This is a genomic window from Buttiauxella sp. AC038 (assembly GCF_979253565.1).
In genome coordinates this window covers 4,774,007-4,794,204 of record NZ_CEEDCQ010000001.1, presented here as the reverse complement: position 1 = coordinate 4,794,204, position 20,198 = coordinate 4,774,007, and the positions used below count along the sequence as shown (strand labels likewise).

General features: G+C 51.6%; 18 protein-coding genes, 4 tRNA genes and 1 other RNA gene. 16 read left to right on the top strand and 7 right to left on the bottom strand.

Annotation, left to right across the window (positions count from 1 at the left end; translation table 11 throughout):
• Positions 1-98: 98 nt before the first annotated feature.
• The 5 genes from AC0IXI_RS22670 (at position 99) to AC0IXI_RS22650 (ending at position 692) form a co-directional block, all read left to right on the top strand.
• Positions 99-175: transfer RNA gene (locus AC0IXI_RS22670), tRNA-Arg, on the top strand.
• 72 nt (positions 176-247) lie between these two features.
• Positions 248-323: transfer RNA gene (locus tag AC0IXI_RS22665), tRNA-His, on the top strand.
• A 17-nt stretch (positions 324-340) separates the two neighbouring features.
• Positions 341-427: transfer RNA gene (locus AC0IXI_RS22660), tRNA-Leu, on the top strand.
• A 39-nt stretch (positions 428-466) separates the two neighbouring features.
• Positions 467-543: transfer RNA gene (locus tag AC0IXI_RS22655), tRNA-Pro, on the top strand.
• A 35-nt stretch (positions 544-578) separates the two neighbouring features.
• A non-coding RNA gene (locus AC0IXI_RS22650) (RtT sRNA) lies at positions 579-692 on the top strand.
• 629 nt (positions 693-1,321) lie between these two features.
• On the opposite strand, the gene hemY is transcribed toward AC0IXI_RS22650, so the two are convergent.
• From hemY to hemC, 4 genes are all read right to left on the bottom strand, one after another.
• Entirely contained in the window at positions 1,322-2,518 is a 1,197-nt protein-coding gene (gene hemY / locus AC0IXI_RS22645) for a protoheme IX biogenesis protein HemY (protein WP_471683144.1), read from the bottom strand.
• A gap of 2 nt (positions 2,519-2,520) precedes the next feature.
• Positions 2,521-3,702: a uroporphyrinogen-III C-methyltransferase gene (hemX, locus tag AC0IXI_RS22640; protein WP_064515180.1), complete on the bottom strand. Its 1,182-nt coding sequence runs from the start codon at positions 3,700-3,702 to the stop codon at positions 2,521-2,523.
• Positions 3,703-3,776: 74 nt separating this feature from the next.
• On the bottom strand, positions 3,777-4,517 hold the full coding sequence (gene hemD, locus AC0IXI_RS22635; RefSeq protein WP_471683143.1) for a uroporphyrinogen-III synthase: 741 nt from the start codon (positions 4,515-4,517) through the stop codon (positions 3,777-3,779).
• A complete protein-coding gene (hemC, locus tag AC0IXI_RS22630; protein WP_424221734.1) occupies positions 4,514-5,455 on the bottom strand; it encodes a hydroxymethylbilane synthase in 942 nt (313 codons plus the stop codon). Before hemC ends, hemD begins: the two co-directional genes overlap by 4 nt.
• Positions 5,456-5,736: 281 nt before the next feature.
• On the opposite strand from hemC, the gene cyaA reads away from it, so the two are divergent.
• Positions 5,737-8,292 carry a class I adenylate cyclase gene (gene cyaA, locus AC0IXI_RS22625; protein ID WP_134187775.1) on the top strand — a complete coding sequence of 852 codons (2,556 nt, stop codon included), beginning with the start codon at positions 5,737-5,739 and terminating at the stop codon, positions 8,290-8,292.
• Here the strand turns inward: cyaA and cyaY are convergent.
• On the bottom strand, positions 8,289-8,609 hold the full coding sequence (cyaY, locus tag AC0IXI_RS22620) for an iron donor protein CyaY (RefSeq protein ID WP_471683142.1): 321 nt from the start codon (positions 8,607-8,609) through the stop codon (positions 8,289-8,291). The genes cyaA and cyaY overlap by 4 nt on opposite strands.
• A 125-nt stretch (positions 8,610-8,734) precedes the next feature.
• On the opposite strand from cyaY, the gene lptM reads away from it, so the two are divergent.
• The 8 genes from lptM (at position 8,735) to corA (ending at position 15,660) form a co-directional block, all read left to right on the top strand.
• The gene (gene lptM / locus AC0IXI_RS22615) at positions 8,735-8,941 is read left to right on the top strand and encodes an LPS translocon maturation chaperone LptM (protein WP_064515191.1); all 207 of its coding nucleotides are present in this window, start codon (positions 8,735-8,737) and stop codon (positions 8,939-8,941) included.
• A 38-nt stretch (positions 8,942-8,979) separates the two neighbouring features.
• Positions 8,980-9,804 (top strand): diaminopimelate epimerase, encoded by an 825-nt coding sequence (gene dapF / locus AC0IXI_RS22610; protein ID WP_134187772.1) that lies wholly within the window; start codon positions 8,980-8,982, stop codon positions 9,802-9,804.
• Entirely contained in the window at positions 9,801-10,505 is a 705-nt protein-coding gene (locus tag AC0IXI_RS22605; protein ID WP_134187770.1) for a DUF484 domain-containing protein, read from the top strand. Before dapF ends, AC0IXI_RS22605 begins: the two co-directional genes overlap by 4 nt.
• Complete coding sequence (gene xerC / locus AC0IXI_RS22600; protein WP_134187768.1) at positions 10,502-11,407, top strand: tyrosine recombinase XerC; 906 nt, start codon at positions 10,502-10,504, stop codon at positions 11,405-11,407. Before AC0IXI_RS22605 ends, xerC begins: the two co-directional genes overlap by 4 nt.
• The gene (gene yigB / locus AC0IXI_RS22595) at positions 11,407-12,123 is read left to right on the top strand and encodes a 5-amino-6-(5-phospho-D-ribitylamino)uracil phosphatase YigB (RefSeq protein ID WP_471683141.1); all 717 of its coding nucleotides are present in this window, start codon (positions 11,407-11,409) and stop codon (positions 12,121-12,123) included. The genes xerC and yigB overlap by 1 nt, the downstream gene beginning before the upstream one ends.
• Before the next feature lie 55 nt (positions 12,124-12,178).
• Entirely contained in the window at positions 12,179-14,341 is a 2,163-nt protein-coding gene (gene uvrD / locus AC0IXI_RS22590; RefSeq protein WP_064515200.1) for a DNA helicase II, read from the top strand.
• Between the two features lie 148 nt (positions 14,342-14,489).
• Positions 14,490-14,546: a YsgD/CorL family protein gene (gene ysgD / locus AC0IXI_RS22585; RefSeq protein WP_367597360.1), complete on the top strand. Its 57-nt coding sequence runs from the start codon at positions 14,490-14,492 to the stop codon at positions 14,544-14,546.
• Between the two features lie 163 nt (positions 14,547-14,709).
• Positions 14,710-15,660, top strand: a complete 951-nt coding sequence (corA, locus tag AC0IXI_RS22580) for a magnesium/cobalt transporter CorA (RefSeq protein ID WP_034461684.1) — start codon at positions 14,710-14,712, stop codon at positions 15,658-15,660.
• A gap of 35 nt (positions 15,661-15,695) precedes the next feature.
• Here corA and rarD read toward each other — a convergent pair whose 3' ends face one another.
• Both rarD and AC0IXI_RS22570 read right to left on the bottom strand, forming a co-directional pair.
• Positions 15,696-16,610, bottom strand: a complete 915-nt coding sequence (rarD, locus tag AC0IXI_RS22575; protein ID WP_424221736.1) for an EamA family transporter RarD — start codon at positions 16,608-16,610, stop codon at positions 15,696-15,698.
• Between the two features lie 51 nt (positions 16,611-16,661).
• A complete protein-coding gene (locus AC0IXI_RS22570; protein WP_424221737.1) occupies positions 16,662-17,132 on the bottom strand; it encodes a thioesterase family protein in 471 nt (156 codons plus the stop codon).
• A gap of 297 nt (positions 17,133-17,429) precedes the next feature.
• On the opposite strand from AC0IXI_RS22570, the gene pldA reads away from it, so the two are divergent.
• Both pldA and recQ read left to right on the top strand, forming a co-directional pair.
• Positions 17,430-18,299, top strand: a complete 870-nt coding sequence (pldA, locus tag AC0IXI_RS22565) for a phospholipase A (protein WP_134187762.1) — start codon at positions 17,430-17,432, stop codon at positions 18,297-18,299.
• A 30-nt stretch (positions 18,300-18,329) separates the two neighbouring features.
• Positions 18,330-20,156 (top strand): ATP-dependent DNA helicase RecQ, encoded by a 1,827-nt coding sequence (recQ, locus tag AC0IXI_RS22560; protein WP_422569776.1) that lies wholly within the window; start codon positions 18,330-18,332, stop codon positions 20,154-20,156.
• Positions 20,157-20,198 lie beyond the last annotated feature (42 nt).

Here is a 20,198-nt window from a genome sequence, read left to right as displayed (position 1 = left end):
CAGAATGTGCAAAGCATAACCAAATGCGCATTTTATTTAAATAAGCACTAGACAGGTGAGCATGAAGGCCGTAATATCCGACCCCGCAACGGCGCTATGCGCCCGTAGCTCAGCTGGATAGAGCGCTGCCCTCCGGAGGCAGAGGTCTCAGGTTCGAATCCTGTCGGGCGCACCATTGATTGAATGGGGCCAGAGCTGCGGCGGTACTCTTCGCAAGAAGATAGTCCGCGCGAAAAGATTTACAGTGGTGGCTATAGCTCAGTTGGTAGAGCCCTGGATTGTGATTCCAGTTGTCGTGGGTTCGAGTCCCATTAGCCACCCCATTTAATTTAGTGATATTGCGAAGGTGGCGGAATTGGTAGACGCGCTAGCTTCAGGTGTTAGTGTTCTTACGGACGTGAGGGTTCAAGTCCCTCTCTTCGCACCATCTCTAAGTTGAAAGCAGTAAGAAGTGAATGCAGTATTTCGGCGAGTAGCGCAGCTTGGTAGCGCAACTGGTTTGGGACCAGTGGGTCGGAGGTTCGAATCCTCTCTCGCCGACCAAATTTAGAAAAAGCCAACCTTCGGGTTGGCTTTTTTGCATCTGTAGTTTGAAGAGGATGAGAATCTCCGCAGGAGGTTTGAGCCGAGCGAAGCGAGAAAACGTTGCTTTAGTAACGGCCCGTAGGGGAATAATCCTCTCTCGCCGACCAATTTCAAGAAAGCCTAACCGGCAAGGTTGGGCTTTTTTACGTCTGCAGTTTATGGGTTTGTAGGAAAGGATGGTGCTGTGCCTGGCTCACCAGGAAAATCCGCATCATACAACCGCGTATCCCAATCCCCAGTCTCTAAATCACGACATCATGATATTTATTGTCGCCGTTTGGTGACTCTTAACTTATTGATATAAATGAATAACGATAATTCCCGGTTTAAGTGTCTCCAAAAGGAGACGCTCTTGTCGATTTTTGAAAGGGCTGGAATAGCCAATGTGGTGCACATGTCTTCTGAGATAACATCATGAATATAAAATGATTTCAGGTTAAGGGTAATTACGAATTCAAACCTGGCATGCATCGTGCAATAATATACATGTAGATGCTCATTCCACTTCTTATGTTTGCTTAGGCTTCATAAACCCAGGAATGACGCAGAGCCGATTACGGTGCTTATCGTCCACCGACAGATGTCGTCTTTCAGACCTCATCCAACACCATGGACATAACGTTGAGTGAAGCACCACTTAGTTGTCTTAAAGACCTGTTTTGACACCTGCCAATTGGCAGGTGTTTTTTTTGCGTGAAGGAAATGGGTAAGGGCGACAGTTATCGCCCTTGGGGTGTTATGAATTGGGGTTGTTTTGCAGGGTTAATAGCAGGCCATCACGGCGCATCAAGGCCGCCTCTTCTGGGTTATGCAGACGATCCAGGCAATCAGCCAACCATGCATAATCAAAGGCATCAGGACGCTGTTTGAGTGCTTCACGGAAAGCATCGCTCGCTTGTTGCCATTCGCCGTGTTTCATCAGTAACTGACCGAGTGTGCTATTAAGCAATGGACGATCGCCTTGTGTCTTGATCTGCTGGCGCAGGGCTTTTTCGAGCTGTTCCGGGTTGCCTGATTTCAGACGTGGCATCAATAATATCAAACGCTCGTCGTACTGACGTTTCAGGCCATCAAGAATGATTTCCTGTGCCGCATCATGATCGTCACACTCAATAAGATGCTCCGCCATCGCGACCTGTAGCACGGTTTCATGACGCGTCTTACGGCTTTGATTTTTCCACCAGGCTTTCAGCCCATCGTTACCTTGTTCCGCCATCGCTTGATCCATCAGGCCAATCCAGGCCTGCTGTTGAAGCGCAAGGCGGTGGGCTTCATCGCCAATCTGGACTTTGTCCATGGCGGGCAAAATGTCGAGCAGTGATCCCCATGCTCCGGTGCGGACATATGCCATTTCCGCAAGACGCAGCACTTCAGGGTGGCGCGGAGAAATCTCCAGCAGCTTATCTACACCATGACGTGCCGCGTGGTTTTCATTGCGAGTCAATTGCAGACGCACACGGGTAATCTCAACCGGCAGTTGGTCGTTATCTGCCAGTTCGGCTGCGCGTTCCAGATGCTGATTGGCACGAATTTCATCGCCACGCTGTTGTGCGGCTTCTGCTGCCAGTAAATAGTTCACGACTGGCTGTTCGGCATGATCGGCATTTTTCAGCATCAGCTTCTCAACTTGCTGATAGTCACCCTCTGCTAATTTCAGCAGCGCCGCTTTAGTTTGCTTGCGCGCTCGACTGCTTTTACGCCCAACAAACCAACCACGGGTACGAGCCCCGGTACGGAAAACACGGCGCAGGATCCATTCGATGGCAAATAACACGACCATGGTCAGGATCAAAATGATCACCAGACCAGTGACGCTGGTTTCAACGTTGTAAGTATCAGTTTGGATCAGCACATAACCCTGATGTCCGGCCAGCATTGGCCCAAGCACGATCCCGGCGATCAACAACAGAAAGAGCAATAAGACTTTAATCATGCTTATTCTCCTTGAGTTGGCGCAGGCGCTTGTTCAGGCGCGGCAGGTTGTTCAGCGGGAGCAGTTGCGCTCGCGGCAGGTTGGGCAAGCAAATTACGCACCCGAGTCTGCATCAGCTTTTCCAGTAGAGGCTGGCTTTCCAGCGTCTGCGGCACATCCATGTTGATACTTTGCTGGCTGAGAGAGTCCAGTTCATCAAGGAAGGATTTTGTCACGCTGTCGTTGGTGTCGTAATAAGCACGAACCCATGTGGAAACATTCTCCAGCGACTGCTTATACGTTTCATCCTGGTGGCGAGGAACCGCTTGTGCCGCAACCAGCAAGCGTGAACGGATGTTCTCACGCAGATAAACATCCTGGTTTGGCGCTAACAGAGGAACTGCGGTTTCATCGCGGCGGCGAATAGTAATGAAACTATCCATAAAGTTGTGCCAGCTTTTAGTGAGATTTTCACGCCATTCCGCCACCGTGCTGGAAAGCTCGCTACCGTCGGAATCCATCGGCGTATCGTCACTATTGTTATCCGCAAGACGTAGATTATCGACCTGATTAGAAAGCTGATTGAGCTTGAGAATAATCCCGTCGTAGTCGACCTGAGTAATTGCTGATAATGCAGAAATATCGTCCGTTAGCGCACGGCGAACGGTTAGCAAGCTTGGATCGTTCATATCTGCGAGGCTGGCATCGGCACTTTTCAACAGTGCAGCCGCTGTGGTGACATCCTGATCGCTCCACAATTTCCGCCCGGCCAGTTTCACCAGGAAGTCGGATTGTGCTAACAACCAGGTTTTTGCATCGCTACCGGAAATAGTGGCCACTTTCTGCTGCACTTCATCAAGCTCACGCGCCAGATTTGCCTGCTGGCGATCCGACTCCTGGAGTGCAGTTGCCTGCTGCTTGATGGTAGTTTCCAGAGAAGCTTGCTGCTGTTCTTGTTGCTTTTGTAAAGCGGTGAGCTGCGTTGCCAGGGCATCAGTGTTGGCATTTTGCGCCGCTGCCTGATGCTTACCATAACTGTAAAGACCGCCACCTAACGCAAGTGCAATAGCAATGGCGATAGCACCCAGCGCAATTCCGGCAATCCCACTACGATTTTTTTGCGGTGGTTGTTCTGGAAGTGGCGTGCTTTCCACCGCCGGTTTGGTTTCTTCAACCATGGCGGAGGTATTATGTTGTTCCGTCATTGTGGCGTCCCATATTGTATACCCTCCATTCTTCAAGCTGCCTTGGTGCAACTCGAATTATTTTGGGGGTTGATTTATTGTAACGCGCGAAGCAGCGCGTCATTGTCTGCGTTATCGGCAACCCGAATATCTTGCCAGCCCAAATCCCGGGCAAGGTCTGCCAAACGCTCACTGACAACTAACAGCCGGCAGTGTAGTAACCAGTTTTTTCGATACCATTCCGGAATGAGCGCATAAAGTTGTTGTAGCATTTCACCGCTTGTCACGACCAGCGTTGAAACCCCACGGTCGCGCCAGCGGAAGGCTTCTTCTGTTCCGTCATAAATTCTGGCACTTCTTTGGTAGCATTCGCAGAATGTCACTTCTGCACCGCGTTCCGTCAATTTTTCACCTAAAAGTTCGCGCCCGCCGTTCCCGCGCAAAATGAGTGCCCGTTTTCCGGCAACATTCTGTAATTCAGGTAATTGTAGCAAGACTTCTGTTGTTTCCCTGTCTTGCGGATAACGAATCGGCAAATGGCTAACTGTGTGAAACGCTAAGGCAGTCGTACGCCCAATGGCAAACCAGGCAAGATGTGAAGGCCAGGAGATGCCATTTTGGCGTAATTGCGGGTGGGCATAATTTATGACGTGCTGCGATAATACGAACACCAGGTCGCCTTCGTTCAGGCTCGCCAGCATGCCAGGCAGTTTGTCCAGTTGCCGGCCGGGGGAAAACTCAATCAGTGGGAAGCTATACGCCACCTGCCCCAGTGCGCGCAGTCTGCTCACTAACTCGTCCCCAGCGGGGGAAGGGCGGGTGACAAGTATCGTCATGCCGGAGCATCTCCGTCATAAACGGCGGCCAGAATTTCGCGCGCCCCTTTATCGAGAAGTTCTTCCGCAAGGGAAACGCCCATTTCTTCGGCATCTTGCGGTTTGCCACGGCGTTCACCACGAACCAGAATCGAGCCGTCAGGTGCGCCCACTAATGCGCGCAGCCATAACTCACCTTCTTTCAATTCAGCATAACTGCCAATTGGCACCTGGCATCCGCCCTCAAGGCGCATGTTCATGGCGCGTTCAGCACGGACGCGAATTGCAGTTTCTTCATGGTTCAGTGAAGCAAGCAGCGCTTGAGTGTGCTTGTCATCAAGACGGCATTCGATTCCCACCGCACCCTGACCTACAGCGGGCAATGACACTTCTGCGGGTAATGCGTAGCGAATACGTGATTGCAAACCAAGACGGTTTAGCCCGGCGACCGCAAGAATAATCGCGTCGTAATCACCATTGTCGAGTTTACCCAACCGGGTGCCAACGTTACCGCGCAATGAGCGAATGACCAGGTCCGGGCGGCGCTCAGCAATCTGACACTGACGGCGGAGGCTCGAAGTGCCTACTACGCTGCCTGCAGGCAAATCATCAAGACCGGCGAAATGATTGGAAACAAAAGCGTCACGCGGATCATCACGTTCGCAAATTGTCACCAACCCTAAGCCTTCAGGAAATTCTACTGGCACATCTTTCATGGAATGCACGGCGATATCTGCGCGGCCTTCAAGAAGTGCAAGTTCTAACTCTTTGACAAACAATCCCTTGCCACCAACTTTCGCCAGTGGTGTATCAAGAATGATGTCGCCACGCGTTACCATAGGCACCAGTTCAACCGTGAGCTGGGGATGGCACGCTTCCAGGCGTTGTTTGACATAATGTGCTTGCCAGAGTGCTAATGGACTTTGGCGAGTGGCAATTCTTAATACATTGTCTAACATTGCTAGTTACCGTAATTATCGTCCCTGACCATCCTACCACTCTTCAAGGAAGGCTGTCAGTTTCAACGGGTTTGCGGAAAAGAGGGACATATTTCGTATTATGGAAGATAAAGCCGGTAGGCGGAGCGGAAGTTGGCGCGTAGCGCATCTTTCTTTACGGTCAACCAGCAAGGTGTTAAATTGATCACGTTTCCAGCAATTCTTTGCCTTGTCGTTTATAATAGAGGCAACAACCGGGAAACGGGTTTTTTCGTAATACTGAAACCATCAGGCGATATGTCTTGTACCTCTATATTGAGACTCTTAAACAGAGACTGGATGCCATCAACCAACTGCGTGTAGATCGCGCACTTGCGGCAATGGGCCCTGCTTTTCAACAGGTCTACAGTCTTCTGCCAACATTGTTACATTATCATCACCCGCTGATGCCAGGTTACCTTGAGGGTAACGTCCCACATGGCATTTGCATCTACACGCCTGATGAAACCCAACGCCACTATCTCAACGAACTCGAATTGATGCGCGGCATGCCGCCGCAGACAACAGAATCCGGTGAATTGCCTATCACGGGCCTCTATACCATGGGCAGCACATCGTCCGTTGGGCAGAGTTGTTCATCCGACCTGGATATTTGGGTTTGTCACCAGTCATGGCTCGATAATGACGAGCGCCAGTTGCTGCAACGTAAATGCAGTGTGCTGGAAAGCTGGGCCGCCTCTTTAGGTGTTGAAGTCAGCTTCTTCCTGATTGACGAAAACCGCTTCCGTCACAACGAAAGTGGCAGTCTGGGCGGCGAAGACTGTGGTTCAACACAACACATCTTGTTGCTCGACGAATTCTACCGCACCGCAGTGCGCCTGGCCGGTAAACGTATTCTGTGGAGTATGGTTCCGGGCGACGAAGAAGATCATTACGACGATTACGTAATGAGCCTCTACTCGCAGGGTGTGCTCACGCCAAACGAATGGTTGGATCTCGGTGGTTTAAGCACCTTGTCGGCAGAAGAGTATTTTGGCGCCAGCCTATGGCAGCTCTATAAGAGTATTGATTCGCCTTATAAGGCGGTGCTCAAAACGCTGCTGTTGGAAGCCTATTCTTGGGAATATCCGAATACTCGCTTGCTAGCAAAAGACATTAAGCAGCGCCTGCATGATGGCGAGATAGTCTCCTTTGGGCTTGATCCGTACTGCATGATGCTGGAGCGTGTGACTCACTACCTCACGCAGATCGAAGACACTGCGCGTCTGGATTTAGTACGCCGCTGCTTCTATCTGAAAGTGTGCGAAAAACTTTCTCGTGAGCGTGCCTGTGTAGGCTGGCGTCGTGAAGTCTTAAGCCAACTGGTCAAAGACTGGGGTTGGGACGAGCCACGTCTGGCGATGCTTGATAACCGCGCTAACTGGAAAATCGACCAGGTTCGCGATGCGCACAACGAACTGCTTGATGCGATGATGCAAAGCTATCGCAACCTGATTCGCTTCGCCCGCCGTAACAACTTGAGCGTCAGTGCAAGCCCGCAAGATATCGGTGTGTTGACCCGTAAATTGTATGCCGCATTTGAAGCGTTGCCGGGCAAAGTCACGCTGGTTAATCCGCAGATTTCCCCTGATTTATCAGAACCCAATCTGACCTTCATTCATGTGCCGCCGGGCCGTGCCAACCGTTCAGGCTGGTATCTCTACAACCGTGCGCCAAACATGGAATCTATTGTCAGCCATCAACCGCTGGAATATAACCGTTATCTTAATAAGCTGGTGGCATGGGCCTACTTCAACGGCCTGCTGACCTCGCGCACCCGCCTGTTTATTAAGGGCAACGGGATTTGTGATTTGCCGAAATTGCAGGAGATGGTGGCTGACGTTTCGCACCACTTCCCGCTGCGTTTGCCTGCGCCAACCGCGAAAGCGTTGTATAGCCCATGTGAAATTCGCCATCTGGCTATCATCGTTAACCTTGAATATGACCCGACTGCTGCATTCCGCAATCAGGTCGTTCATTTCGATTTCCGTAAGCTGGATGTATTCAGTTTCGGGCAGCAACAGCAGTGTCTGGTGGGAAGCGTTGATCTGCTTTATCGCAACTCCTGGAATGAAGTGCGTACCCTGCATTTCAACGGCGAACAATCGATGATTGAGGCGCTGAAAACCATTCTGGGCAAAATGCACCAGGATGCTGCACCGCCTGATAGCGTTGAAGTGTTCTGTTACAGTCAGCATCTGCGTGGTCTTATCCGTACACGCGTTCAGCAACTGGTTTCTGAATGTATCGACTTCCGCTTGTCGAGCACGCGCCAGGAACCTGGTCGCTTTAAAGCGCTGCGTATTTCTGGTCAGACGTGGGGGCTGTTCTTCGAACGCCTGAGCGTTTCAGTGCAAAAACTGGAAAATGCGGTCGAGTTCTACGGGGCGATTTCGCATAACAAACTGCATGGTTTGTCGGTGCAGGTTGAAACTAACCAGCAGGTTCAGTTGCCGCCGGTGGTAGATGGTTTTGCCAGTGAAGGGATCATTCAGTTCTTCTTTGAAGAAGCGAGTGAAGACCACGGTTTCAATATCTATATTCTTGATGAGACCAACCGCGCAGAGGTGTACCACCACTGTGAAGGCAGCAAAGAAGATTTAGTGCGTGATGTCAGCCGTTTCTACTCGTCGTCGCACGACCGTTTCACCTACGGTTCAAGCTTCATTAACTTCAACTTGCCGCAGTTCTACCAAATTGTGAAAGTGGATGGGCGCTCACAGGTAATTCCGTTCCGCACCCAGACTATTACAGCAGCGACGCCAACTAATCATGATGATAGCAATGCGCCGCTACTTCAGCAGTACAGCAACAGCTAGCTAAAGCTAACCGGTTCACCCGCTTGCTGTGTGCAAGCTTCTTCCAGTAATGCCCAGAACTCTACGCCGCTGCGGTCGCAAACCCACTTGTCGTCTTTCAGGTTAAAATGGTAACCGCCACTTTTGGTGGCCAGCCATACCTGATGGAGAGGCTCCTGGCGATTGATAATAATCTTGCTGCGGTTCTCAAAACTAAGGGTCAGTACACCACCATTAATTTCGCAGTCAATATCGCTATCACCATCCCAGTCATCCAGGCGTTCTTCGATTGTTGACCACAGGCCGTCAGCTAAGCGATGAAATTCACTGTCGTTCATGTCTTTTTCCTAATTGTTCGTCTTAAGAGCAGTATACCAATAGTCGTGGATAGAAAAGAGTATTGCTTTTCGGGGATCACCTGCGATGATAGAAGGCAGAATATTGGATTACAGGCATCTCAATAATGAAGAAAATTTTCTGCCCATTAGCTCTCATGCTGGCACTTTTTAGCCTTTCTGGTTGCGGCCTTAAAGGGCCTCTGTATTTCCCGCCTGCTGACGGTAAAACCAAGCCTACATCTCAGGTCACTCCTAAGCCACAGCCGCAATCAACCACGCCTGATCGTAATAATCGTGGTACTGATAACGCACCGACTCAGGTTGTCTACTAGCAAATTATTAATAAGTAGCCGCGTATATGGAGCAGAAGATGCAGTTTTCGAAGATGCATGGCCTTGGCAATGACTTTATGGTCGTCGACGCGGTGACTCAAAACGTTTATTTCTCACCTGAACTTATCCGCCGCCTGGCCGACAGGCATCTGGGTGTGGGTTTTGATCAATTGCTGGTGGTTGAACCACCATACGATCCTGACCTCGACTTCCATTACCGTATTTTCAATGCTGATGGCAGCGAAGTTTCACAATGTGGCAACGGCGCACGCTGTTTTGCCCGCTTTGTGCGCCTGAAGGGACTGACCAACAAACGTGATATCCGCGTCAGCACAGCCAATGGCCGCATGGTGCTCAGCGTAACGGAAGATGAGCTGGTGTGCGTGAATATGGGTGAGCCGAATTTCGAGCCATCTGCCGTGCCGTTCCGCGCAAACAAAGCGGAAAAGACCTATATTATGCGTGCCGCTGAACAAACCATTATGTGTGGCGTCGTGTCGATGGGTAACCCTCATTGCGTGATTCAGGTTGATGACGTGACTACGGCCGCGGTGGAAACGCTGGGTCCAGTCATGGAAAACCATGAGCGTTTCCCTGAGCGCGCGAATATCGGCTTTATGCAGGTCATGACCAAAGAACACATCCGTCTGCGCGTTTTTGAGCGTGGAGCCGGAGAAACTCAAGCTTGTGGCAGTGGCGCTTGTGGCGCAGTTGCCGTAGGCATCTTGCAGGGAATACTGGCGGAGCAGGTTCGCGTTGAGCTACCGGGCGGCCGCCTTGATATCGCCTGGAAAGGGCCGGGAACGCCGTTGTTTATGACCGGCCCGGCGGCCCATGTCTATGATGGATTTATACATCTATGAAGAACGCCGAGGAACAGCAAGAAGCCGTACTGGAACTGGATGACCGTATGGTGGCGGAGTATCTGCTACGCCACCCCGATTTCTTTATTAGAAATGCCCAGCATGTAGAACAGATGCAGGTGCCACACCCGGTGCGCGGTACGGTGTCGTTGGTTGAATGGCATATGGCGCGTAGCCGTAACCACATCAATTTTCTTGAAGAAAACATGTCTCTGCTGATGGAGCAGGCGAGTGCCAACGAAGGGCTGTTCTATCGATTATTGAAGCTGCAAGGCCGCCTGGCTTCAGCCACCAGTTTGCAGGAAATGCTAAACCGCCTGCATCGTTGGGCGCGTGAAATGGGCCTTGCTGGCGCGAATGTGCGTCTTTTTGCCGATCGCTGGCGTATTGGCGCACCTTCAGATTTTACCCATCTGGCATTGAATCGACAGGCTTTCGAGCCGTTGCGCATTCAACGTCTGGGTGACAGGCAACATTATTTGGGGCCGCTCAACGGGCCTGAATTGCTTGTCGTTTTACCGCAAGCTAAAGCGATTGGTTCAGTAGCCGTTTCTTTGATGGGAAATGATGCCGATTTAGGTGTGCTGGTATTCAGTAGCCGCGACCCGCAACATTACCAGGAAGGGCAAGGCACGCAATTACTGCACGAGCTGGCGCTGATGCTGCCCGATCTTCTGGAGCGTTGGGTCGAACGCGTATGACGACCTCCCCGCTGCAATCTTCGGTAGATGGCTTCCTGCGCTACCTGAAAGTTGAGCGCCAGTTAAGCCCGCTGACGTTACTCAATTATGGCCGTCAGTTGAGCGCAATAATCGACCTGGCGGGCGAGATGAAAATGGCGACCTGGCAGCAGTGTGACGCTGCATCAGTTCGTTCAATCACGGTTCGCAGCCGCAAGGCGGGTCTTGGGCCATCAAGCCTGGCATTACGTCTTTCCGCGCTCCGTAGTTTCTTCGACTGGTGTGTCAGCCAGGGCGAACTCAAAGCGAATCCCGCAAAAGGTATCACCACCCCAAAAGCTGGTCGCCACCTGCCGAAAAATATCGACGTTGATGACGTTAATCGCCTGTTGGATATCGATATCAATGATCCACTCGCCGTGCGTGATCGCGCGATGCTGGAAGTGATGTACGGTGCGGGGCTGCGTCTTTCCGAACTGGTTAATATGGATTGTCGCCACATCGACCTGACGACCGGTGAAGTCTGGGTGATGGGTAAAGGTAGCAAAGAACGCCGCGTGCCGGTGGGGAAATCTGCAGTCCTCTGGGTTGAGCATTGGCTGGACTTGCGCGAGCTTTTTGGCCCGGACGACGACGCCCTGTTTCTCTCAAAACAGGGGAAGCGTATCTCGACGCGTAACGTTCAAAAGCGTTTTGGCGAGTGGGGGATAAAACAGGGGCTGAACAGCCATGTGCACCCTCATAAACTGCGTCATTCATTTGCCACGCATATGCTGGAGTCCAGCGGGGATTTGCGCGGTGTGCAGGAATTACTCGGCCACGCCAACCTTTCGACGACGCAAATCTATACCCATCTCGACTTCCAACACTTAGCCTCAGTGTATGATGCTGCGCATCCACGCGCTAAACGAGGGAAATCGTAATGCATTTTTATCGCCCATTAGGGACTATTGCCGCGCTCACTTTCGATCTTGACGACACCCTGTACGACAACCGCGAAGTGATTACGCGCACCGAACGCGAATCAATGAGTTTTGTGCAGAATTACCATCCGAAACTCAACCGCCTGCAACGCCCCGATTTTTTGCGCATTCGCCATGCGTTGCGCCTCGCAGAACCCGATATTTACCACGATGTCACCGAATGGCGTCGTCGTGCCGTTGAACAAGCCATGTTAGATGTGGGCTTGTCAGTGCAAGAAGCTGCCGCTGGCGCGGAGGCTTCGATGGCAAATTTTGCCCACTGGCGCAGCCAAATCGACGTGCCGCAAGAAACGCACGACACATTAGCGAAACTCGCCGAAAAATGGCCGCTGGTGGCGATTACTAACGGCAACGCCGAGCCACATCTTTTCGGCCTCGATCAGTACTTTAAATTTCTGCTGCGTGCCGGTCCTCATGGGCGTTCCAAGCCATTCAACGACATGTATCTGCTGGCTGCCGAAAAGCTGGATGTGCCACTTAGCCAGATTCTGCATGTAGGCGATGATCTGACCACTGACGTTGCCGGAGCTATTCGCAGCGGAATGCAGGCGTGCTGGATAAACCTGCGTGATGGCGACCTGATGCAAATTGATGACAGCCGTTTATTACCCCATCTGGAAATTTCGCAGTTGGCATCCCTCACCGCGCTGATATAATCGTCAGAACTCTGTATAAAATTCCAGTATATTTATCTCCTCAACGGCGGTGCCAATGGACGTTTCTTACCTGCTCGACAGCCTCAACGATAAACAGCGCGAAGCCGTCGCGGCCACGCGCAGCAATATGCTGGTGCTGGCAGGGGCTGGCAGTGGTAAGACGCGTGTATTGGTGCATCGTATTGCGTGGTTGATTAGCGTAGAAAACTGCTCGCCGTACTCCATTATGGCAGTGACGTTTACCAACAAAGCAGCGGCTGAAATGCGCCACCGTATCAGTCAGTTGATGGGAACCAGCCAGGGTGGGATGTGGGTAGGTACTTTCCATGGTCTCGCGCACCGCTTGCTGCGTGCACATCACATGGACGCCAACCTGCCACAGGATTTCCAGATACTGGACAGCGAAGATCAGCTGCGCTTGTTAAAACGTCTGATTAAAGCCATGAATCTCGACGATAAACAGTGGCCTGCTCGCCAGGCAATGTGGTTTATCAACGGCAAGAAAGATGAAGGTTTACGCCCGCATCACATTGAAAGCTATGGCAACCCGGTCGAGCAAACCTGGCAGAAAGTGTATCAGGCGTATCAGGAAGCCTGCGATCGCGCCGGACTGCTGGATTTTGCCGAATTGCTGCTGCGAGCCCATGAGTTGTGGCTGAACAAACCGCACATCCTTAATCACTATCGTGAACGCTTTACCAACATTCTGGTGGACGAATTCCAGGATACCAACAGCATCCAGTACGCGTGGATTCGTATGCTGGCGGGCGATACCGGTAAAGTGATGATTGTTGGTGATGATGACCAGTCAATCTACGGCTGGCGCGGTGCGCAAGTTGAGAACATCCAACGCTTCCTGACCGATTTCCCAGGCGCACAAACCATTCGTCTTGAACAAAACTATCGTTCGACCAACAACATTCTGAATGCCGCCAACGCCCTGATTGCCAACAACTCCGGCCGTTTGGGTAAAGAGTTATGGACCGACGGCAGCGATGGTGAACCTATTTCACTGTATTGCGCCTTTAACGAATTAGACGAAGCGCGTTTCGTGGTAAACCGCATCAAAACCTGGCAGGAAAATGGCGGTGCGCTTGAGCAATGCGCGATTCTCTATCGCAGCAACGCCCAATCACGCGTGCTGGAAGAGGCCTTATTGCAGGTTGGTATGCCATACCGCATTTACGGCGGCATGCGCTTCTTCGAACGCCAGGAAATCAAAGATGCGCTCTCCTATCTGCGTCTGATTGCCAACCGTAATGACGACGCGGCATTTGAGCGCGTGGTTAACACACCAACGCGGGGTATCGGCGATCGCACATTAGATGTGGTGCGCCAGACATCGCGTGACCAGCAACTGACAATGTGGCAAGCCTGCCGCTTGTTGCTTCAGGAGAAAGCGTTAGCAGGCCGTGCCGCTTCTGCGCTGCAACGCTTTATGGAACTTATCGACGCGCTGGCACATGAAACCATCGACATGCCGCTGCACGTACAAACTGACCGGGTTATCAAAGATTCAGGTCTGATGATGATGTACGAGCAGGAAAAGGGCGAGAAGGGCCAGACGCGTATTGAAAACTTAGAAGAACTGGTCACGGCAACGCGCCAGTTCAGCTATCAGGATGAAGACGAAGACCTGATGCCGCTGCAGGCATTCTTGTCTCATGCAGCACTTGAAGCCGGTGAAGGGCAGGCCGATACCTGGCAAGATGCGGTGCAATTGATGACGCTGCACTCGGCGAAAGGTCTGGAGTTCCCGCAGGTGTTTATCGTCGGCATGGAAGAGGGCATGTTCCCAAGCCAGATGTCGCTCGATGAAGGTGGCCGCCTGGAAGAAGAACGCCGCCTGGCATACGTTGGCGTAACACGTGCGATGCAAAAACTGACGCTAACTTACGCTGAAACCCGCCGTCTGTATGGCAAAGAGGTTTACCACCGTCCATCGCGCTTCATTGGCGAACTGCCTGAGAACTGTGTGGAAGAGGTTCGTCTGCGTGCCAGCATCAGCCGTCCGGTCAGCCACCAACGCATGGGCACGCCAATTTCTGAGAATGATTCAGGCTTTAAACTCGGGCAGCGAGTGCGCCATGAAAAATTTGGCGAAGGTACGGTCGTTAATCTTGAAGGAAGTGGTGAACATAGCCGGGTTCAGGTGGCATTTCCGGGGCAGGGAATTAAGTGGCTAGTTGCGGCTTACGCACGCCTGGAATCGGTGTAAGTTAGCGAAACAACTCATCGTTTTTCACGCTTTTGCTACCTTATAAATACCACCCTGGTTTATTACTCCATGGTTTCCCGTTGCGTGTTGACGCCATATTTGTGGTGGCGTAACATGCGCGCACGATTACGCTAAGAGGACACTCGCCTTGGACACACCCAGTAAATACTGGCTCAATAACCTGTCATCCAGGTACAACTTCTAAGGCTATCCTCGAATGCTGATAGCCTTAGTGGTTGTCGGCGACCTCATATCTCGTATATCCCGTCGCAATGAGTCAGACTTTTTAATGGTCTGAAACCTAGTTAGTTTCTGTCTGTGTGCCAACCGAACTGTCCCTGATATTTTTTGCATTGGGAGTACCGGTCATGCTGAGCGCATTTCAACTGGAAAACAATCGTCTGTCCCGTCTTGAATTAGATGAGACCGATAACCTGAGCAATTCTGTTTGGGTTGATTTGGTCGAGCCTGAAGAGAGCGAGCGTCAGCGCGTGCAAACGGAACTTGGTCAAAGCCTGGCAACCCGCCCGGAACTGGAAGACATCGAAGCATCCGCGCGTTTCTTTGAAGACGAAGACGGTTTGCACATCCACTCATTCTTCTTTTACGAAGATGCTGACGATCACGCAGGCAACAGCACCGTGGCATTTACCATTCGTGAAGGCCGCCTGTTTACGCTGCGCGAACGTGAATTACCTGCATTTCGCCTTTATCGTATGCGCGCTCGTAGCCAGAATATGGTGGACGGTAATGCGTACGAATTACTGCTCGACCTGTTTGAAACTAAAATCGAGCAGCTGGCAGATGAAATCGAAAACATCTATAGCGATCTCGAAAAACTCAGCCGCGTCATTATGGAAGGTCATCAGGGCGATGAATATGACGCCGCACTTTCAACACTCGCTGAGCTGGAAGATATCGGCTGGAAAGTCCGTTTGTGTTTGATGGATACCCAACGCGCTCTGAACTTCCTGGTGCGTAAAGCGCGTTTGCCAAGCGGTCAGCTTGAGCAGGCGCGTGAGATCCTGCGCGATATCGAATCCCTGTTGCCGCACAACGAATCGTTGTTCCAGAAGGTCAACTTCCTGATGCAAGCGGCGATGGGCTTTATCAACATCGAGCAGAACCGCATCATCAAGATCTTCTCGGTGGTATCGGTGGTGTTCCTGCCGCCAACACTTGTGGCATCGAGCTACGGGATGAACTTTGAGTTTATGCCCGAGTTGAAACTGAGCTTCGGTTACCCGGCAGCGATTATCGTCATGATCCTCGCGGGCCTGGCGCCGTATCTCTACTTCAAGCGCAAAAACTGGTTGTAAGATGAAAATGAGAAGGGAGCCGATTGGCTCCCTTTTTACTTCTGCGCGACCGCGCGCGCCGCAATCCGTGAGTTCCGCTGCGTATAAACCGCATCAAGAATAAACAACGCTAGTGCTGCCCAGATAAAGCCAAACGTCAGCAACTTATCTTTACCGATCACTTCACCGTAGAACGTCACTGCTAGCAGGAACATCAACGTCGGGCCAATGTACTGGAAGAAACCCAGTGTCGAGAGGCGTAAGCGCGTTGCTGCAGCGGTGAAGCACAGCAATGGAATCGTTGTTACCACGCCCGCCGCAATCAGCAGTAAGTTCAGCGACATCAAGTTTTGCCCCATATGGCTGGTCGAACTGTCTGCGATGCCAAACAAATAGATAGCCGCAATCGGCAATAGCCAAAGCGTTTCAACCAGCATGCCGGTTTGTGCATCAACGGCGATTTTCTTACGCACCAGTCCGTAAAACGCGAAGCTAAATGCGAGGCCAAGAGCGATGATTGGCAGCGAACCGAATGTCCAAAGCTGAACCAGAACACCACAAGCGGCGAGGCCCACGGCTACCCACTGCATTCTGCGAAAGCGCTCACCGAGGAAAATCATCCCCAAAAGCACGTTAACCAGCGGGTTGATGAAATAACCCAGGCTTGCCTCCAGCATGTGATTATTATTCACTGCCCAAATGAAGAGCAGCCAGTTACCGCCGATGAGCACTGCGGAGAGCGCCATGGCAAATACCTTTTTGCGGTTTTGACAGGATTTCTTCACCTGAGGCCACTGGCGACTAAGGCTAATTAACATCAACATAAAGAAGAACGACCAAATCACGCGGTGCGTCAGGATTTCATCAGCCGGAACATAGTGGATTAATTTGAAGTAAGCAGGCGCGATGCCCCACATAAAGTACGCCGCCAGTGCTAGTAATACGCCCTGACGGGTTTGTTTCGCATCCATGAAAAGAACTCGTTGATGAATAGTGTGCAAATAGTAACAGGATTTATCTTCTCACCCCACCATGTAGGTGGCGGTCGCACTGGCGATATGCAATTGATCTTCGTTGTGTAATTCCACGCGTGCTACAGCTACTTTGCGGCCTGCACGCAGAAGAGTGCTGCTGGCAGTGAAACGTTGGCCACGCCCTGGGCGCAGGTAATCGACGCGTAAATCGATAGTTCCCATTTTCGAGAGACGTTGGCGCAGTTCTTCTTCGCTAATACTATCGTGGCGGGTGAGTGTACTGCCCACACAAACCAGGCCTGCCGCCACATCCAGCGATGAGGCGATGACACCGCCATGCAAAATACTCTGCGCCCAGTTTCCCACCATCATCGGCTGGTTATTAAAAGAAAGCTCGGCGTAATCTTTCTCGTAACGGATGAGCTCCAGCCCAAGCGCACGGTTAAATGGCATGTGGTAGACAAAAATTTCACCGACCAGTTGTAAAGCGGCTTCCGGGGTCAAAAATGGGGTAGACATGGATCGTTCCTCGATCAATACAAAATCACATACCCTTCGCCCTTCAAGATGCAGGGTTGTTGGCTGCTCTCATTCACCCGAATCACTTACTTGAGTAAGCTCATCGGGATTCATTCGATTGCCGCCTACCTGAATCTTGAAGTAGCTTGGGTGTAATGTTAATTAATTGTGTATTTTATGCTTCGCAATCGTTGATTGCTACTTTAAGAACTGTAGACCGAGCGTCCAGATTAAGAACTATGTAGAATGTGTCCCTGATAATAATTTGAAACCTTTTCTTTCAGGAGAACACCATTGATGCGCAAGTATCTGGGATGGCTGATGGCGGCATGCCTGCTTCCTTCTATGGCTAACGCAGCTGAAGCGACCATAAAGCAAGTGCATGATAAACCGGCTGTGCGTGGCAGCATCATTGCGAATATGCTTCTGGAACATGACAATCCGTTCACACTTTACCCGTATGAAACTAACTATCTGATCTATACGGTGACTGATGATCTGAATAAAGAGGCGATTCGCAGTTATAACTGGTCTGATAATGCCCGCAAAGACGAAGTAAAATTCCAGCTTAGCCTCGCGTTCCCTATCTGGCGCGGCATTCTGGGGCCAAACTCAGTGTTGGGTGCTTCATACACTCAGAAATCCTGGTGGCAGCTGTCTAACAGTGGCGAATCTTCACCTTTCCGTGAAACAAACTACGAGCCACAAGTGTTTCTGGGCTTTGCTACCGATGAATCGTTTGCTGGCTGGACATTACGCGACGTTGAGATGGGTTATAACCACGATTCCAATGGTCGTTCAGACCCAACGTCTCGCAGCTGGAACCGTTTATACACGCGTCTGATGGCTGAGCACGGTAACTGGATGGTTGAAGTGAAGCCGTGGTATGTAATTGGTGACACCGACGATAACCCGGATATCACCAAATACCTGGGCTACTATCAGCTGCGTGTTGGCTACCAGTTTGGCGATGCGATTCTGAGTATGAAAGGGCAGTACAACTGGAATACCGGCTATGGCGGCGGCGAATTAGGCTTTAGTTATCCGGTCACTAAGCACGTGCGCCTTTATACCCAGCTTTACAGCGGTTACGGTGAGTCATTAATTGATTACAACTTTAACCAGACACGCTTCGGTGTCGGCGTTATGCTTAACGATCTGTTCTAAGAAATTGGCGGTTTTTGTGGTGGGGAAAGCGTGACACAGGCGGAAGTAATTAATCAGGCAGTGCTGGCCAGACAGGTTTTGCAAGATACCTTTGGCTATCAACAGTTCCGCCCAGGTCAGGAAACCATCATCGAAACGGTGCTGGAAGGGCGCGATTGCCTGGTTGTCATGCCGACAGGCGGTGGCAAATCACTGTGCTATCAAATCCCGGCGCTGGTGTTTGGCGGGTTGACTGTCGTGGTTTCCCCGCTGATTTCCCTGATGAAAGACCAGGTCGATCAGTTGCTGGCAAACGGCGTTGCCGCCGCGAGCCTTAACTCCACCCAAAATCGCGAACAGCAACAAGAAGTGATGGTGGGCTGCCGTACCGGGCAGATTCGCCTGTTATACATCGCGCCGGAACGGTTGATGATGGACAACTTTATCGACCAAATCAGCCAGTGGCATTTGTCGATGATCGCGGTTGACGAGGCGCACTGTATTTCACAGTGGGGCCACGATTTTCGCCCGGAATATGCCGCATTAGGCCAACTTCGCCAACGTCTGCCGACGGTACCGTTTATTGCTCTGACGGCTACGGCTGATGACACCACGCGTGCGGACATTGTTCGTCTGCTTGGTTTGCACGACCCGCTGATTCAAATCAGCAGTTTTGACCGCCCGAATATCCGCTACATGCTGATGGAGAAGTTTAAACCTCTCGATCAGCTGATGCGCTACGTGCAAGAACAGCGTGGGAAATCCGGCATTATTTACTGTGGCAGCCGCGCCAAAGTAGAAGACACAGCGGCTCGTCTGCAAAGCAAAGGTATCAGCGCCGGGGCTTATCACGCCGGGCTTGAACATCAGGTGCGTGCGGAAGTGCAGGAAAAATTCCAACGTGATGACCTGCAAATTGTTGTCGCGACCGTAGCATTCGGTATGGGCATCAATAAACCCAACGTGCGTTTTGTCGCGCACTTCGACATCCCGCGCAATATCGAATCCTATTACCAGGAAACTGGCCGTGCCGGGCGTGACGGCCTACCTGCGGAAGCAATGCTATTTTACGATCCGGCCGATATGGCGTGGTTGCGTAAATGCCTCGAAGAAAAACCGGTCGGGCAATTACAGGATATTGAGCGCCATAAACTCAACGCAATGGGCGCGTTTGCCGAAGCGCAGACCTGTCGCCGCCTGGTGTTGCTGAATTACTTCGGTGAAGGTCGCCAGCAATCTTGTGGCAATTGCGATGTTTGTCTCGATCCACCGCGCCGCTACGACGGGCTGGTGGATGCGCAAAAAGCGCTGTCCTGTATTTATCGCGTCAACCAACGCTTTGGTATGGGCTATGTCGTGGAAGTGCTGCGCGGTGCCAATAACCAGCGTATCCGCGAATTACAGCACGACAAATTACCGGTTTATGGCATTGGCCGCGACCAGACCCACGAGCATTGGGTCAGCGTTATCCGCCAGTTGATTCACCTCGGTGTGGTGACGCAAAACATCGCCCAGCATTCCGCATTGCAGCTCACCGCTGCGGCTCGCCCGTATTTACGTGGCGAAGAACCCTTAATGCTCGCCGTGCCGCGTATTGTGGCAATCAAATCGAAATCCAGCCCGAAAGTGTTTGGCGGAAACTACGATCGCAAGCTGTTCGCCAAATTGCGCAAGCTGCGTAAAGCCATTGCCGACGAAGAGAATATCCCGCCGTATGTGGTGTTTAACGACGCGACGCTTATCGAAATGGCCGAACAAATGCCGATTACGCCGAGTGAAATGCTAGGCGTTAACGGTGTGGGTACGCGTAAACTGGAGCGCTTTGGGCGCGAGTTTATGGCACTTATTCGCAGCCATGTCGATGGCGAAGATGAGTAGTAGCCAGTCTTTGCTGCAACTCGTATAGTTATTCCCCAACTA

What these genes read in the sequence shown, in the direction of transcription:
- rarD (WP_424221736.1), bottom strand. Translation starts at nt 16,610, where the DNA reads ATGGATGCGAAACAAACCCGTCAGGGCGTATTACTAGCACTGGCGGCG.
- AC0IXI_RS22570 (WP_424221737.1), bottom strand. Translation starts at nt 17,132, where the DNA reads ATGTCTACCCCATTTTTGACCCCGGAAGCCGCTTTACAACTGGTCGGT.
- hemC (WP_424221734.1), bottom strand. Translation starts at nt 5,455, where the DNA reads ATGTTAGACAATGTATTAAGAATTGCCACTCGCCAAAGTCCATTAGCA.
- lptM (WP_064515191.1), top strand. Translation starts at nt 8,735, where the DNA reads ATGAAGAAAATTTTCTGCCCATTAGCTCTCATGCTGGCACTTTTTAGC.
- cyaY (WP_471683142.1), bottom strand. Translation starts at nt 8,609, where the DNA reads ATGAACGACAGTGAATTTCATCGCTTAGCTGACGGCCTGTGGTCAACA.
- xerC (WP_134187768.1), top strand. Translation starts at nt 10,502, where the DNA reads ATGACGACCTCCCCGCTGCAATCTTCGGTAGATGGCTTCCTGCGCTAC.
- hemY (WP_471683144.1), bottom strand. Translation starts at nt 2,518, where the DNA reads ATGATTAAAGTCTTATTGCTCTTTCTGTTGTTGATCGCCGGGATCGTG.
- uvrD (WP_064515200.1), top strand. Translation starts at nt 12,179, where the DNA reads ATGGACGTTTCTTACCTGCTCGACAGCCTCAACGATAAACAGCGCGAA.
- corA (WP_034461684.1), top strand. Translation starts at nt 14,710, where the DNA reads ATGCTGAGCGCATTTCAACTGGAAAACAATCGTCTGTCCCGTCTTGAA.
- dapF (WP_134187772.1), top strand. Translation starts at nt 8,980, where the DNA reads ATGCAGTTTTCGAAGATGCATGGCCTTGGCAATGACTTTATGGTCGTC.
- AC0IXI_RS22605 (WP_134187770.1), top strand. Translation starts at nt 9,801, where the DNA reads ATGAAGAACGCCGAGGAACAGCAAGAAGCCGTACTGGAACTGGATGAC.
- pldA (WP_134187762.1), top strand. Translation starts at nt 17,430, where the DNA reads ATGCGCAAGTATCTGGGATGGCTGATGGCGGCATGCCTGCTTCCTTCT.
- hemX (WP_064515180.1), bottom strand. Translation starts at nt 3,702, where the DNA reads ATGACGGAACAACATAATACCTCCGCCATGGTTGAAGAAACCAAACCG.
- yigB (WP_471683141.1), top strand. Translation starts at nt 11,407, where the DNA reads ATGCATTTTTATCGCCCATTAGGGACTATTGCCGCGCTCACTTTCGAT.
- hemD (WP_471683143.1), bottom strand. Translation starts at nt 4,517, where the DNA reads ATGACGATACTTGTCACCCGCCCTTCCCCCGCTGGGGACGAGTTAGTG.